Source organism: Acidovorax sp. KKS102, from assembly GCF_000302535.1.
Taxonomy (GTDB): Bacteria; Pseudomonadota; Gammaproteobacteria; order Burkholderiales; family Burkholderiaceae_C; genus Acidovorax.
The window spans coordinates 4,407,871-4,422,195 of the sequence record NC_018708.1 but is presented as its reverse complement, the minus strand read 5'-3'; the positions used below and the strand labels follow the sequence as shown (position 1 = coordinate 4,422,195).

General features: G+C 66.2%; 14 protein-coding genes. 9 read left to right on the top strand and 5 right to left on the bottom strand.

What is annotated here, in order from left to right; genetic code table 11:
* Window positions 1-54: 54 nt before the first annotated feature.
* A complete protein-coding gene (locus tag C380_RS20240; protein ID WP_015015712.1) occupies window positions 55-1,056 on the bottom strand; it encodes a LysR substrate-binding domain-containing protein in 1,002 nt (333 codons plus the stop codon).
* A gap of 134 nt (window positions 1,057-1,190) precedes the next feature.
* Here C380_RS20240 and C380_RS24120 point away from each other — a divergent pair, with 134 nt between their 5' ends.
* The gene (locus tag C380_RS24120) at window positions 1,191-1,730 is read left to right on the top strand and encodes a DUF2917 domain-containing protein (protein ID WP_015015711.1); all 540 of its coding nucleotides are present in this window, start codon (window positions 1,191-1,193) and stop codon (window positions 1,728-1,730) included.
* A gap of 105 nt (window positions 1,731-1,835) precedes the next feature.
* Entirely contained in the window at window positions 1,836-2,213 is a 378-nt protein-coding gene (locus C380_RS20230; protein ID WP_015015710.1) for a DUF2917 domain-containing protein, read from the top strand.
* A gap of 86 nt (window positions 2,214-2,299) precedes the next feature.
* On the opposite strand, the gene C380_RS20225 is transcribed toward C380_RS20230, so the two are convergent.
* The gene (locus C380_RS20225) at window positions 2,300-2,926 is read right to left on the bottom strand and encodes a TetR/AcrR family transcriptional regulator (protein ID WP_015015709.1); all 627 of its coding nucleotides are present in this window, start codon (window positions 2,924-2,926) and stop codon (window positions 2,300-2,302) included.
* Window positions 2,927-3,083: 157 nt separating this feature from the next.
* On the opposite strand from C380_RS20225, the gene fabF reads away from it, so the two are divergent.
* On the top strand, window positions 3,084-4,349 hold the full coding sequence (gene fabF / locus C380_RS20220) for a beta-ketoacyl-ACP synthase II (RefSeq protein ID WP_015015708.1): 1,266 nt from the start codon (window positions 3,084-3,086) through the stop codon (window positions 4,347-4,349).
* Window positions 4,350-4,499: 150 nt separating this feature from the next.
* On the opposite strand, the gene C380_RS20215 is transcribed toward fabF, so the two are convergent.
* Window positions 4,500-4,898: a BLUF domain-containing protein gene (locus C380_RS20215; protein ID WP_015015707.1), complete on the bottom strand. Its 399-nt coding sequence runs from the start codon at window positions 4,896-4,898 to the stop codon at window positions 4,500-4,502.
* 138 nt (window positions 4,899-5,036) lie between these two features.
* Between C380_RS20215 and C380_RS20210 the strand changes: the two genes are divergently transcribed.
* The 3 genes from C380_RS20210 (at window position 5,037) to C380_RS20200 (ending at window position 8,195) form a co-directional block, all read left to right on the top strand.
* Window positions 5,037-5,792 carry a Crp/Fnr family transcriptional regulator gene (locus C380_RS20210; RefSeq protein ID WP_015015706.1) on the top strand — a complete coding sequence of 252 codons (756 nt, stop codon included), beginning with the start codon at window positions 5,037-5,039 and terminating at the stop codon, window positions 5,790-5,792.
* 154 nt (window positions 5,793-5,946) lie between these two features.
* Complete coding sequence (gene glmU / locus C380_RS20205; protein ID WP_015015705.1) at window positions 5,947-7,377, top strand: bifunctional UDP-N-acetylglucosamine diphosphorylase/glucosamine-1-phosphate N-acetyltransferase GlmU; 1,431 nt, start codon at window positions 5,947-5,949, stop codon at window positions 7,375-7,377.
* Window positions 7,374-8,195, top strand: a complete 822-nt coding sequence (locus C380_RS20200; RefSeq protein WP_015015704.1) for an ATP-binding protein — start codon at window positions 7,374-7,376, stop codon at window positions 8,193-8,195. Before glmU ends, C380_RS20200 begins: the two co-directional genes overlap by 4 nt.
* 21 nt (window positions 8,196-8,216) lie before the next feature.
* Here the strand turns inward: C380_RS20200 and C380_RS20195 are convergent, their stop codons facing one another.
* Together C380_RS20195 and C380_RS20190 are read right to left on the bottom strand one after the other, a co-directional pair.
* Entirely contained in the window at window positions 8,217-9,269 is a 1,053-nt protein-coding gene (locus tag C380_RS20195) for a diguanylate cyclase (protein WP_043566949.1), read from the bottom strand.
* Between the two features lie 263 nt (window positions 9,270-9,532).
* On the bottom strand, window positions 9,533-10,021 hold the full coding sequence (locus C380_RS20190; protein ID WP_015015702.1) for an Lrp/AsnC family transcriptional regulator: 489 nt from the start codon (window positions 10,019-10,021) through the stop codon (window positions 9,533-9,535).
* Between the two features lie 144 nt (window positions 10,022-10,165).
* Between C380_RS20190 and glmS the strand changes: the two genes are divergently transcribed.
* Genes glmS through C380_RS24115 form a run of 3 tightly spaced genes read left to right on the top strand, consistent with a single transcriptional unit; the run spans window position 10,166 to window position 14,320 of the window.
* Window positions 10,166-12,097, top strand: a complete 1,932-nt coding sequence (glmS, locus tag C380_RS20185) for a glutamine--fructose-6-phosphate transaminase (isomerizing) (RefSeq protein ID WP_015015701.1) — start codon at window positions 10,166-10,168, stop codon at window positions 12,095-12,097.
* Between the two features lie 57 nt (window positions 12,098-12,154).
* Complete coding sequence (locus C380_RS20180; RefSeq protein ID WP_015015700.1) at window positions 12,155-12,955, top strand: alpha/beta fold hydrolase; 801 nt, start codon at window positions 12,155-12,157, stop codon at window positions 12,953-12,955.
* A gap of 9 nt (window positions 12,956-12,964) precedes the next feature.
* Window positions 12,965-14,320, top strand: a complete 1,356-nt coding sequence (locus tag C380_RS24115) for a GGDEF domain-containing protein (RefSeq protein WP_015015699.1) — start codon at window positions 12,965-12,967, stop codon at window positions 14,318-14,320.
* Window positions 14,321-14,325: the final 5 nt, after the last annotated feature.

Here is a 14,325-nt window from a genome sequence, read left to right as displayed (position 1 = left end):
GCGCTGGCAGCTATCAAGATAAAAGCGCTGGGACCGCGAGGTCCAGCGCTTTTTTTATGACCCGTCCAGGTTGTCGTTCAAATCCGGGTCGGGCACATCGCCAATCGCCTGGCGGGTGGCCTCGGCCTGCACCTGCAGCCAGGCGCAAAACGCCTTGATCTCCGGCCGCTGCGCGCTGCGCGGCCCGACCATGAGCCAGTAGGCCAGGGGCGAGTCGATGCGGTGGCCGGGCAGCACCTCCACCAGGTCGCCTGCGGCCAGGGCATCGGCAATCAGCGGCATGCGCGCGAGCGCCAGGCCCTGGCCGGCCAGCGCGGCCTGCACGATCTGGTGGGCGTAGTTGAAGTACAGCCAGCGCTGGGGTTGCAGCTTGGTCAGGTCGCGTGTGTCGAACCAGCGGCGCCAGCTCAGGTATTCCAGGTAGTGCGTGCGGTGGGCGTCGCCCGCCTCGATCAGGGTGAACTGCGCCACATCGGAGGGGGTGCGCAGCGGTTTGCCGCTCTTGAGCAGCCAGGGGCTGGCCACCACGGCCAGTTGCTCGCCGAACAGGCGGATGCCGCCCTGCGTGGCCCCGGCGGGCATGGCGTAGCGCAGGGCCAGGTCCACGTCCGACGTTTCGAGGTCCACCTGTACGTCGCTCGCATCAATGCGGATGTCGATGCCCGGGTTGTCGCGCTGGAACTCCTCCATGCGCGGGATCAGCCACATCGATGCAAAACTGGCCCAGGTGGTGATGGCCACGCTGCGTCGCCCGGCCGTCTGGCGCACCAGGCGCACGGCGGCGTCCATGCGCTCCAGTGCCGGGCCCACGGCGCGCTGCAGCTGTGCGCCCGCGCTGGTCAGCTCCACCGCGCGTGTGTGGCGCAGGAACAGGGGCACGCCCACTTCTTCTTCCAGCGCCTGGATCTGGCGGCTCACGGCCGACTGGGTAAGGGCCAACTCGTCGGCCGCCGCGCGGAAGTTGAGGTGCTTGGCCACGGCCAGGAAAGCGCGCCAGTGCCCTGTGGCCACGGGCCGGGTGCGCAAGACGGCGGGGGAGTATTCGGCAGAGGTCATGGCGGCATTCCTGCAATGGATGATTCATGCGTCGATGGAATGAATAGCGTACCGCGTTTTCATTGGACTGTGTACGGTGCAAGGCGCACCATTCAGGCTCCTCAACACGTTTTACTGAAGCCAAGGAGCCTGTCATGTCCCCCCGCAACGTTCTGGAATCGCAACAATCCGTCCATGCCGCCACGGCTGGCCGTCGCGCGGCCGGTTGCTGGAAACTGGCCACAGGCCAAGCCTTGTCCTTGCGGCCCAACTCCCATGGCGTGCTGCAGATCGCCCAGGGGCAGGCGTGGGTCACCTTGCGCGGCGTATTGGGGGACCTGCCGGGCGCCGCGGTGGACCATGTGCTGCAGCCGGGCGAACAGCTGACGGTTGCGCCGGGGCAGCATGTGGTGATGGAGGCGTGGAATCCCCAGGGCGGCGCGGAGGGGGTGGCCTTCCGCTGGGATGCGCGGACAGCCTCCGCGCTGACAAGGCCCGCCAGCCAGGCCGCCCGGGACTGGGAATGTGGCGTGGTGCAGCCGCTGCGCGACTTGGGACAGGCGCTGGGACAGGGCGGCCGTGCGCTGGGCACGGCGCTGGCCGGTGTGGCCGGCGCTGGGGGGCGGTTTGCCGCTGGCCTGGCCCGGTTTGCTCTGCTTCGGATAGCAGCACCGCTACAGCGCAGAACCGTTTGAGCGGCTCATGCAGGAAAAGCATCAATCGGTGCCGTGCTTTTCATTGGACGTTGTTCTGCAACCAGCGCACCATACGGTCATATTAGGGTTAACCCGGAGAAAGCCATGACAACCTCTCACGCTTTGCATCTGTTTGCATCTTCCCGCGCCACGGGCGCTGCCGCCGGTGAGGCGGGGCAGGTGGCCGCAGGCGCCGCCGTCACCCTGGCCCCCAAGGCCGCGATGACCCTGCGCATTGCCGAAGGCCAGGCCTGGGTCACGCTGGGCCAGGGCCTCGGCGACGGCAGCGACATGTTCCTGTGCGCCGGTCAGTCGCTGCCCGTGGCGGCCGGCCAGTCGGTGGTGGTCGAACCCCTGAACGGCCGCCGCCTGCAGTACCGCTGGGTGCGTGGCGATGCCGCCGATGCGCGCCCTGCCACGTGGTGGCGCCGTGCGTCGGTGGGCAATGGGGCTCCCGCCTGGGGCGACGCCTGCTGCGCCTGATTTGATCCCTGGGGCGCCTTGCTCCCGGTGATGTGACTCTCGAAGGGCTGCCGGTGCTTGTTGAACAAGCGCTGGCAGCCCTTTTTTTATCGGTCCGAAGGGCTGGGGGTACCGTCTTCCAGCCAGTCTGTCAGCTGCGTCTGCAGCGTCTGCATCAGCTCGTTCGACAACGCAGGCTGGGCCGCTGCGGTGGCGCGCGCCAGCACCATCCCGCCCACCATGGTGGCCAGCACATGGATGGCGCGGGCGCGGTCTTGGGGCGATGGCGCGGCGCTGCCGCTCGCATCGGCCGCGCTGTCGGCCAGCAACTGGGCAAACCGCTGGATGTTGCGCTCAATGCCCTGGGCAAACACTTCAGACACCCCGCCGCCCGCCCGTGCGGCGTCCACCGCCAGCGCGGCCACGGGGCAGCCCGAACCCGGCGCGTCGCGGTGTTCGGGTGAGAGGTAGCGCCGGACGCGGTCGCTCACCGTCGCGTGGGGCCGCTCCCCATCCAGCACGGGGATGGACCAGTCGAACGCCTTGGTGCACGCCTCCTGCACCAGCGCTTCTTTGGAGGCGAAATGCCGGTACAGCCCGCCATGCGTCAGCCCGGCATCGCGCGTGATGTCGGCGACGCCCACACCGGTCAGCCCCCGCTCGCGGTACAGGCGGGCTGCTGCGTCCAGGATGCCCTGCCGGTTCTCTGCGGCCTGTGCTTTGGAAACCTTCATGGAAGCCTCTTATTGATTGCGGTCGTACGCAAAATGGGTTTGCGGTTTATGATGACGATTGCAATCATAAACGTGCAGAACCGCTGCACCCAAATGTCTGACGAGGTGAATCCATGCAAAAAGCAAGTGGTGTGTGTAGCAACAAGGGAGTGGCCTGATGCGCCGCGTGGTGGTCACGGGCATGGGCCTGGTGTCGCCGTTGGGCTGTAGCGTGGAGCTGGCCTGGCAGCGCCTGCTGGCCGGGCGCTCCGGCCTGTCGCGCCTGTCGGACGCGGTGACCGAGGGCATCGCTGCCAGGGTCGCGGGGCAGGTGCCCGACGTGACGCAAGACCCCGAGGGCGGCTGGGATGTGGACGCTATCGTCTCGTCCAAGGACCAGCGCAAGATGGACCGCTTCATCCCCTTTGCCCTGGGCGCTGCGCAACAGGCGCTGGCCCAGGCAGGCTGGCCGCCAGCCGACGAGCGGGCGCGTGAGCGCACCTCCACGGTCATCGCCTCGGGCATCGGCGGCTTCGGCGCGATTGCCGAGGCGGTGCGCACCACGGACACGCGCGGGCCGCAGCGGCTGTCGCCGTTCACGGTGCCGTCGTTCCTGGTCAATTTGGCGGCGGGGCAGGTGTCGATCCGCCACGGGCTGAAAGGGCCGCTGGGCGCACCCGTCACCGCGTGCGCCGCCAGCGTGCAGGCGATTGGCGACGCCGCGCGCCTGATCCGCAGCGGCGAGTCCGATGTGGCCGTGTGCGGGGGCAGCGAGGCTGCCATCGACCGCGTGAGCCTGGGCGGCTTTGCAGCGGCCAAGGCATTGGGCACAGCGTTCAATGACACACCCGAGCAGGCCTCACGCCCGTTCGATGCGCAGCGCGACGGCTTTGTGATGGGCGAAGGCGCTGGCATGCTGGTGATCGAGGCGCTGGACCACGCGCTGGCGCGCGGCGCCACGCCGCTGGCCGAGCTGGTGGGCTACGGCACGTCGGCCGACGCGTATCACATCACCTCCGGCCCCGAAGACGGTGACGGCGCCGCGCGCAGCATGCAGGCCGCGCTGGCGCAGGCGGGCCTCACGGCCCAGGACGTGCAGCACCTGAACGCGCACGCCACCTCCACCGGCGTGGGCGACCGGGGCGAGCTGGCCGCCATCCGGCGGGTGTTTGGTGCGAACGCGCCGGTGGCCATCAGCTCCACCAAGTCGGCCACCGGGCACCTGCTGGGCGCAGCAGGCGCGGTGGCCGCCATCTTCACGACGCTGGCGCTGCGCGACCAGGTGGTGCCCGGCACGCTGAACCTGCACCAGCCCGATGCGTTGGCCGAGGGGCTGGACCTGGTCGCGCTGCGGCCCCGGCCCATGGCGCTTACGCACGCCATGCTCAACGGGTTTGGGTTTGGCGGCGTCAACGCTACGCTGATCCTGCGGCGCTGGACCTAGGAAGGGTTTAGAGCGGCTAACAAAACTCTTCTGGCGTCGTTGCTGTGTCTTGTCGTACTGCTCGTACTGCCTGCGACACAGCGCCTAGCCAGAACCGCTTCGCTGAGTTTTGGTAGCCGCTCTTAGTTGAAAGCGGTGCGAGGCTGCGTGTCAGAGCACCAGCTCGCCCCGCACGGCCTCGAACGCGGCGAGCGCCGCGTCGCCATCCAGCAGCTCCATGCGGGCCAGTGCGTCCACGTCTTCGACGGTGCTGAACGCCAGGCTGAAGTGCTGGAATCGCCGCCCCGCCAGGGGGCCGTGGTGCAGCACTTCCACGTTGATGTGGCGGGGGTCGTTGCGGATGCGCTCGATGAGCTTGAGCACGGCTTTTTGCGGGCCCTCCAGCTGCTGGCAAAAGCGCTGTCCGTCAAAGATCAGCAGGCCCGTGATGTCCAGTTCGGCATTCACAAAGCGCGCGCGCCCCGCAATTTCGGCCACCACGCTCAGCGGTTGATCGGGGGCGATGGTGCTCACGTAGAGCACCTCATACAGGGCGGGGGATAGATTCATAGATGCAGCCCAATGTAGGGGGCGCAAGGTGCCCGCGCAATGTCAAAAGACATAGAGGCGACAGCGATGGCACATCGCGTGCAGCTTTGTTGCAACGAGCTGTTTCGGCATGATTCCCGTCCCTAGAATCGCTCCTTCATGAACGCCACCTTGCCCGCCCATGTCTGTCCTCCGGCCTGCACCAATTGCCGGCTGCGCAAGACCGGTGCATTCACCGCCGTGAAGCCGGAGGTGCTGGACTTCATCCAGGGCTTTCGCAGCGAGACCATGGCGGTGGAAGCCGGCGGTGCGCTGGTGCGCGAGAACCAGACCAACGCCAAGCTGTTCACGCTGTATTCCGGCTGGGCGTTTCGCTACAAGACGCTGAGCGACGGGCGCCGCCAGATCCTCAACTTCTTGCTGCCCGGCGATCTGGTCGGGTTGCAGCAGGAGTTTGGCGATGTATCGGCGCACGGCATCGAGGCGCTGACCGACTGCTCGCTGTGCGTGTTCCAGAACGACAGCCTGTGGGCGCTGTTCCGCGAACACCCCCGCCTGGGCTACGACATCACCTGGCTGTCGGCGCACGAGGAGGGCCATGTGGACGACAACCTGCTCACCGCCGGCCGCCGCAACGCCACCGAGCGCGTGGCCATGCTGCTGATGCACCTGTACCGGCGGCTCGACCGCATCGGGCTGGTGGAAGACGGGTCGGTGGGCTTTCCGCTCAACCAGCAGCACATTGCCGATGCGCTCGGGCTGTCGCTGGTGCACACCAACAAGACGCTGCGGCGCCTGGCCCAGCTGGGCCTGCACGAGCTGAAAAACGGGCGGCTGCGCCTGCTCAACACCCGCGCGCTGGCGCGCATTGCCGAGTACTACGACACGCCACCCCGGCTGATGCCGCTGTTGTAGCGCCAGGTTTTGGTTCAAATAGGCCGCAAGCGCCTGTCAATCATGCGCTGAAAGCTATTGTTTATGTAGCATTTTGCGCCCCGTAGGCCGCAGCCGATAATCCAGTCAATGCCCGCGCGCCGGGCTTGTGCCGCGCAACCCCCCTTCCATTTTCATGACCCCAATCGACATCCTCATCATGGCGGCCGGCAAAGGCACGCGCATGAAAAGCCGCATCCCCAAAGTGCTGCAGCGCCTGGCCGGGCGCCCGCTGCTGCACCATGTGCTGGACCAGGCTGCACACCTGCAGGCCCGCAGCGCCATCGTCATCACCGGCCATGGTGCTACAGAAGTAGAAGCAGCTACCGCAAGCGCGACTAGCGCTACCAGCACTTTTGACTTGAAATTCGTGCGGCAGGAGCCACAACTGGGCACCGGCCATGCCGTGCAGCAAGCCGTGCCCCACCTGCGGGACGACGGCACGGCCGTGGTGCTGTCGGGGGATGTGCCGCTGACGCAGGCCGACACCCTGCGCGCGCTGGTGGCGGTCAGCGAAGGCGACAAGCTGGCCCTGCTGACGGTGACCCTGCCCGACCCCACGGGCTACGGCCGCATCGTGCGCAACGCCGACGGCGCCGTGCAAGGCATCGTCGAGCACAAGGACGCCACCGAAGACCAGCGCGCTATCACCGAGGTCTACAGCGGCATCATGGCCGTGCCCGCGCGGCGGCTCACGCCCTGGCTGGCGCGGCTGACCAATAACAACGCCCAGGGCGAGTACTACCTCACCGACATCGTCGCCATGGCCGTGGCCGACGGCGTGCCCGTGGTGGCCCACCGCATCACCGACGCGCTGCAGGTGGCGGGCGTCAACAGCCCGCTGCAACTGGCCGAGTTGGAGCGTGCCCACCAACTGCGTCAGGCCCGCGCGCTGATGGAGCAAGGTGTGCGCCTGGCCGACCCGGCCCGCTTTGACCTGCGCGACGACACCCGCACCGGCGTGCGCGGCGAACTGGTCTGCGGCCAGGACGTGGAGATTGACGTGAATTGCGTCTTCACCGGCCGCGTGGAGCTGGGCGAGGGTGTGAGCATTGGCGCCAACTGCTGCATCGCCAACGCGCGCATCGCAGCGGGCGCAGTGATCCACCCCTATACCCACATCGACGGCGAAAAGGCTGGTGCCACGGTGGGCGAGGGCGCGCTGATTGGCCCCTTTGCCCGCCTGCGCCCTGGCGCCCAACTGGGCCGCGAAGTGCACATCGGCAACTTTGTGGAAGTGAAGAACAGCACGCTGGCCGACGGCGCCAAGGCCAACCACCTGGCCTACCTGGGCGATGCCACGGTGGGCGAACGCGTGAACTACGGCGCGGGCAGCATCACCGCCAACTACGACGGCGCGAACAAGCACCGCACGGTGATCGAGGCCGACGTGCATGTGGGCAGCAACTGCGTGCTGGTGGCGCCCGTGACCATTGGCGCTGGCGGTACGGTAGGCGGCGGCAGCACCATCACCAAGAGCACGGCGCCCGGCGCGCTGAGCGTGGCGCGGGGCAAGCAAATCAGCATTGCGAATTGGGCTCGCCCCACCAAACAACCCAAGCCATGAGCGCCCCAGACGCCAGCATCGATCACGAGCTGCAGCAATTGCAGGGATTGCGCGCCGAACTGGCCCGCAGCCAGCAGCAGGTGGCCGACATGGCGGCTGCGCAGGAGGAGTTCTTGCGCGCCGTCTCGCACGACCTGCGTGCGCCGCTGCGGCATGTGACGTCATACGGCACGCTGGTGCGCGAGGTACTGGGCGACCTGCCGCCCGAGGTGGTGCAGGGCGCCGAGGTGCAAGAGGCCCTGGGCTTCCTCGCCACCATGGACCAGTCCGCCCGCCGCATGGGGCTCATGATCGACGGCCTGCACGCCCTGGTGCGTGCTAGCCGTGCGCCGCTGCGCCTGCAGCCCGTGCCGCTGGCCGATGCCGTTGCCCAGGCGCGCGCCACGCTGGCCCCGGCCGAGGCCGGACGCGCGGTGGAATGGCGGGTGGGCACCGATTTGCCCACGCTGTGGGCCGACCCGACGCTGCTGCAGGATCTGCTGGTGCAACTGCTGGGCAACGCCCTCAAGTTCACGCGCTCCGTGGCGCACCCGTGCATCACGGTGTTGGCGGACGCGGCACCCGCAGGCCAGATCGCCTTCACCGCGCAGGACAACGGCGTGGGCTTTGACCCGGCGCGCGCGGGCAGCTTGTTCGGCGTGTTCCAGCGCCTGCACCGCGAGACGGAGTTCGAGGGGGTGGGCACGGGGCTCGCGCTGTGCCGCGCCATTGCACAGCGCCACGGCGCAGAGGTCAGCGCGACGGCGGTGCCGGGCGCGGGTTGCACGGTGCGGGTGCAGTGGCCGGTGAATCCTGCAGTTGCCGCCGACGAGTCCTGAACCTGAACGCAGTGCTGGTGGCTACACCGCCGGCACCAGCGTCGGTTCCATGCACCCCGCCACCTGATTGCGTCCGCCGTTTTTGGCGACGTACAGCGCCGCATCGGCCGCGTCGATCCACGCGCGCAGGCTGCTGTGGCGGTGGTCGGCCGGGGCCACGCCGATGCTGCTGGTGATGCGCAGTTCGGGCAGGCTGCGCAGGCGCACGCCTTCGGTCTGCTCGCGGATGCGCTGGGCAATGGCCAGGGCGTCGCGCGCATGCATGCCGGGCAGCACGATGGCGAACTCGTCTCCGCCGTAGCGCCCCGCGCAGTCACCGGCGCGCACATTGCCTCGCACCACATGCGCCAGTGCGCGGATGACCTCATCACCCACAGTGTGGCCGTAAGCGTCGTTGATCTCCTTGAAATGGTCGATGTCCAGCATCAGCATGCAGGCGGGCTCGTCGGTGGTGTGGTGGCGGCGCAGCGCGGCCTCTGCCTGCTCTTGCCAGTGGCCGCGCCCGAACAGGCCGGTCAGCGCGTCCACACGGCGCAGTTCGTCCAGCATCTGGTTCTGGCGCGCAGACTGCCGGATGAGCTGGTAACTCACGGCGCTGACCGACAGCGTGTGCAGCGACATCACCGGCAGGCAGGCCACCATCACGCGCATGGAGGTCTCGGGCGCCCAGTGCAGCCCCATGACCGCAGTGCTGGCCACACCGGCCGCCAGCATCACCCACAGGGCGCGCACCCACAGTCCCCGGATGCCGGTGGTGATCTTGTCCACCATGGTCAGGGTGAGCAGCATCACGCTGGGCAGCAGGTTGAAATGCATCAGCGGCACCAGCGCGGCGACCAGCGCCGAGTCGATGAGCAGGTTGCGCACCTCGGCGGCGTACGGGTCGGCGGCGCGGCGCGTGAGCAGGTAGGCCACGTGCGGCCACACCAGCGTGGCCAGCAGCAGCACCGTCCAGGCCAGGGGGGATGCTTGCCGCTCCCACAGCACCGTCGCCACCACCATGCCGCCCAGCCCCATGCCCAGGATGCGCAAGGGGTAGATGCGGCGGGGCATCTGGCGGCGGGGCGTCGGCATGGGGGTGTTGGAGAAGGGCGGTGCTGCCACGGGGGCATCCACCGGCCAGGTAGGTTGAAAGTGCGGGGGAGCTTACAACGCCCGGTCAGGCGATACCAGCAAGAAATGACCGTGGTCCATTCCCATCAGTCGCATGGATGACGTTGCTGGGTGGTGGGATGTGCTGCCGGGCCTGTCAGGGGGGGCTGAGGGGCGAGGTGGTGAGAGGGCGCTGTTGAGGATGCAGGTGGTTTTGCTAATAAATTGATAGCGGCCAGCGTATATCAGTCTAGCGCTACCGGCACTTTGGTCTCAAATTTGGCCCGGCGGGTTGCAAAGAACGCCTTCACATTGCGCACGTTGGCGTCGCCGGTGAGCAGCCGCTGCGACAGCGCCAGGTAGCCCGGCATGTCCCGTGTGTGCACTACCAGCACAAAGTCGGGTCCGGGGGAGACGCGCCAGCACTGCTGCACAGCGGCCTCCTGCACGGCGCGGGCTTCGAAGGCGTCGAGTTGCTCGGCCCCCTGGCGGTCCAGCGACACCTCCACGATGCACGCCAGCCCGTGGCCTTGCAGGGCAGCCAGCCGGTCGGGCTGCAGGATGGCCACCTGCCGCTCGATCAGTCCCGCATCGTGCAGGCGCTTGACGCGGCGCAGGCAGGTGGGGGGCGACACGTGCACCTGTTCGGCCAGGGCCTGGTTGCTTTGCGCGGCATCGGTCTGCAACAGGTTGAGCAGTTGCAAATCAATGGCATCGAGTGGTATGGATTCCATTAAAAATCAGAAAATGAACAAAAATTTCATCATTGATGATTGGTGAAATTAAAGTTCATATTTTTCTAAAAATCAATCAATAATTTTTTTTGACGCTGCCTACCATCGCCGCATCCCATCACATTCCAACCAAAGGCAACCACCATGTGCGGCATCGTCGGCGCAGTCTCCACGCGCAACATCGTTCCCATCCTCGTGCGGGGCCTGCAGCGGCTTGAATACCGGGGCTATGACTCCTGCGGCGTGGCCGTGCATGCGTCCAGTCTCGACGCCACGCGCCCTGCCGGCCTGCAGCGCGCCCGCAGCACCGCCCGCGTGGCCGAGCTGCTGGAGCAGGTGAGCACCGAGCACATCGACGGCGCCACCGGCATCGCCCACACCCGCTGGGCCACCCACGGCGCGCCCGCCGTGCACAACGCCCACCCGCATTTCAGCCACGGCACGGGCGCGGACGCCCATGCGCACGCCGCAGGCCGGGTGGCGCTGGTACACAACGGCATCATCGAGAACCACGAAGAACTGCGCGCCCGCCTGCAGGCTCGTGGCTACGTGTTTGCAAGCCAGACCGACACCGAGGTCATTGCCCACCTGGTGGACAGCCATTACAGCGGCGACCTGTTCGACGCCGTGCGGGCCACCGTGGCCGAACTGCATGGTGCCTATGCCATCGCGGTCATGCACAAGGACGAACCCCACCGCGTGGTGGGGGCACGTGCGGGGTCTCCGTTGATCCTGGGCGTGGGCAAGGACGCCACCGGCGCCTCGTCATCGCGCGAGCACTTTCTGGCCAGCGACGCCATGGCCCTGGCGGGGGTCACCGACCAGATCGTCTATCTGGAAGAGGGCGACCTGGTGGACCTGCAACTGGGCCGCTACTGGATCGTGGGCAAGGACGGCAATGCGCTAACCACCGGGCAGCGCCCCGTGCGCACCGTGCAGGCCCACAGCGGCGCTGCCGAGCTGGGGCCGTATCGCCACTACATGCAAAAGGAAATCTTCGAGCAGCCCCGCGCGATTGCCGACACGCTGGAAGGCCTGGCCGGCATCGTGCCCGAGCTGTTTGATGGTGCGGGCCAGCATGGTGAGCCCGGCGCTGCTGCTTGGCGCGTGTTCAAGGAAATCGACAACGTCTTGATCCTGGCCTGCGGCACCAGCTACTACAGTGGCTGCACCGCCAAATACTGGCTCGAAGAAATCGCCGGCATCCCCACCCAGGTCGAAGTGGCCAGCGAATACCGCTACCGCACCAGCGTGCCCAACCCGCGCACACTGGTCGTCACCATCAGCCAAAGCGGCGAAACCGCCGACACCCTGGCGGCACTGCGCCATGCGCAGTCGTTGGGCATGCACCACACACTCACCATCTGCAACGTCGCCACCAGCGCCATGGTGCGCGAATGCAAGTTGGCCTACATCACCCGCGCTGGGGTCGAGATTGGCGTGGCCAGCACCAAGGCCTTCACCACGCAGCTGGCAGGCCTGTTCTTGTTGACGCTGGCCCTGGCGCAGAGCAAGGGCCGCCTGAGTGAAGAGCAGGAGGCCGCCCACCTCAAGGCCATGCGCCACCTGCCCGTGGCCCTGCAGGCCGTGCTGGCGCTCGAACCCCAGCTCATCAGCTGGGCCGAAGACTTTGCGCGCATGGAAAACGCGCTCTTCCTGGGCCGGGGCCTGCACTACCCCATTGCGCTGGAAGGCGCGCTCAAGCTCAAGGAAATCAGCTACATCCATGCCGAGGCCTACCCAGCCGGCGAACTCAAGCACGGCCCCCTGGCCCTGGTGACCAGCGCCATGCCGGTGGTGACGGTGGCGCCTAACGACGCCCTCTTGGAAAAGCTGAAGAGCAACATGCAGGAGGTGCGCGCCCGCGCCGGCGTGCTGTACGTGCTGGCCGACGGCGACACCCACATCGAAAGCAGCGAAGGCATCCACGTGATCCGCATGCCCGAACACTATGGCGCATTGAGCCCGCTGCTGCACGTGGTGCCACTGCAGCTGCTGGCATACCACACGGCCTGTGCGCGGGGGACGGATGTGGACAAGCCCCGGAACTTGGCCAAGAGCGTCACGGTGGAGTGACGGGGCGGATGGGGGAGAGCCATAATGGGATCGCCTCTATCCTGAAACTCCACTCTGATGCGTGTCACCCAACGTCTTAAAGCCACTTGGAGTGGCGTCGGCAGCCATGTGGTTGTTCTGAGCCACGGGTTTGGTCTGGATCAGACATCGTGGTCCGACCTGCGGCCAACCTTGGATGCACGGTTTCATGTGTTGTCCTATAACTTGGCCGGTTGTGGAGACGACGGGGCCAGCAGTTATCACCGCGACATGCATAACTCGCTCTTTGGTTATGCAGATGATTTGCTGGCTCTGCTGGACGATGCGCAGGTGCAAAAGGTCAGCTATGTGGGGCACTCTGTCAGTGGGATGATTGGCATGATTGCAGCAGTGGCCAGGCCGGATTGTTTCCAGCGCCTGATTCTGTTGCAGCCATCGCCGCGCTACCTCAACGATCCAGATGCCGGGTATGTGGGTGGCTTCGAGCAGGGCGATCTGGATGCTTTGTATGAGGCGATGGCCATGAGCTACCAGACATGGGCTGCTGGCTTTGTTCCGATGGTGATGGGGGTGGACGATCAGCACGTGTTGTCGCGGTTCAGCGAGACGCTCTTCAAGATTCGCCCTGACATCGCGCGTCACATTCTGAGAATGATTTTCCAGTCTGACCACCGCGTCATCGTCCCGCGAGTGCCAGTGCCCACTCATTTCATCCATAGCCGCAAGGATGTGGCCGTGCCTTTGGACGTAGCGCGGTGGTTGCATGCGCATTTGCCGGGTAGCACTTCGGAAACGCTGGAGCTGGAAGGCCACATGCCTCACCTCACGCAGCCTGTGGTCGTACTGGACGCCCTGATGCGTCAACTCTCCCGCGAATAGATCTTGCCCATGACCTCCCCCCATTCGACGCCAGACGATGCCCTGATCGCCTTCCTGCAGGGAGTCAGTGTGCAGTCCCAGTGTCGACTGGCTCTAGCATTGTGGCAGCGAGCGCCCGATGAGGTTGTCCCCCTGTGCAGCGTGCCAAACATCGCGCTGAGTCATACACCCGTCTGGCGCTGGCGGTTGCCGGTATCTCCAAAAACTGGCACACATGCTGTTCAGCGTCTGTCCCGCAAGGAGTTGCCCAGCTTGGTCACTGCGGGCTTGCCGTTCAGTCCGGGTCTTGCGTTATACGTCGATTGCAGTGCGTTTGGCCGGATGGCGGGGGGCGGATTCGTGCTGATATGGGATGAGGCCACGGCATTGTCTGATGGTTTTGCGGATGCAGACCTTGTTGGAGGAGAGGCCACTGTGCAGTGGTTGCGGCCTGTATATGCCCAATTGGTAGATGCGCGGCAATGGGAGGAGCAAAACGCGGAATCGGCGGCGCAGTTTCATCATGTGTTCGACAGTGTCCCGCAGGGAATCGTGGTGTTGTCCGCGCGACATCCGCAAGCGCAGATCAACGCAGCTGCAGCGGCCCTGCTGGGTCTGTCTGCGGGATGGGTGCCGGCCGAGGTTCTGGCCCAAGCCATGCGGGCCACCCGTGAGCGTTGCGACAATGCGGCCGAATTGGAGCAGGCCTATGCTCCTTTGCAGAGCGATTTGGACGCAGAGCTGGTCGCCCGCTGGTTTTTGGATGATTGTGTGTGGCGTGTGGACACGCATCCCATCCTCCAGAGCGGACACAAGGGGCGGGTTTGGTTGTTTCATGACATCACGCCACAAGTTCGACTGGAGCGTGTTCTGCGCATGGAAGCCAACCACGATCCGTTGACCGGACTTTTCAACCGCCGTGCCTTTTTCGACCGTGCCCAAGTGGCCTTCCAGCTACCATCTCCAGGCCCCAGCGACGGGCACCGCCTTGCGCTCGTGATGCTGGACATTGACCACTTCAAAGCGGTCAACGACCTGTATGGACATCCTGCGGGAGATATGGTGCTCAAAGAGGTGGCCCGCCGTGCGAAGTCCGTCTTGCGTGACGGTGATGTCTTGGCCCGTTACGGGGGAGAGGAGCTCATCGTCCTCCTGAACGTCATCAGTAGCGACACAGCCCGCGCTGCCGCCGAGCGCTTGCGAACGGTGATGGATACGGAGCCAGTGCAGGTGGGGGACCAGGCGATCACGGTCAGCGTCAGTGTGGGTCTCGCGCTCCGAAGCAGTGGGTCCGAGACGCTATTGCAGACCATTGAACGGGCCGATGCGAATCTCTACCGGGCAAAGCGACAGGGTCGAAACCGTGTGGTGGATGATGCTGATTGATACCC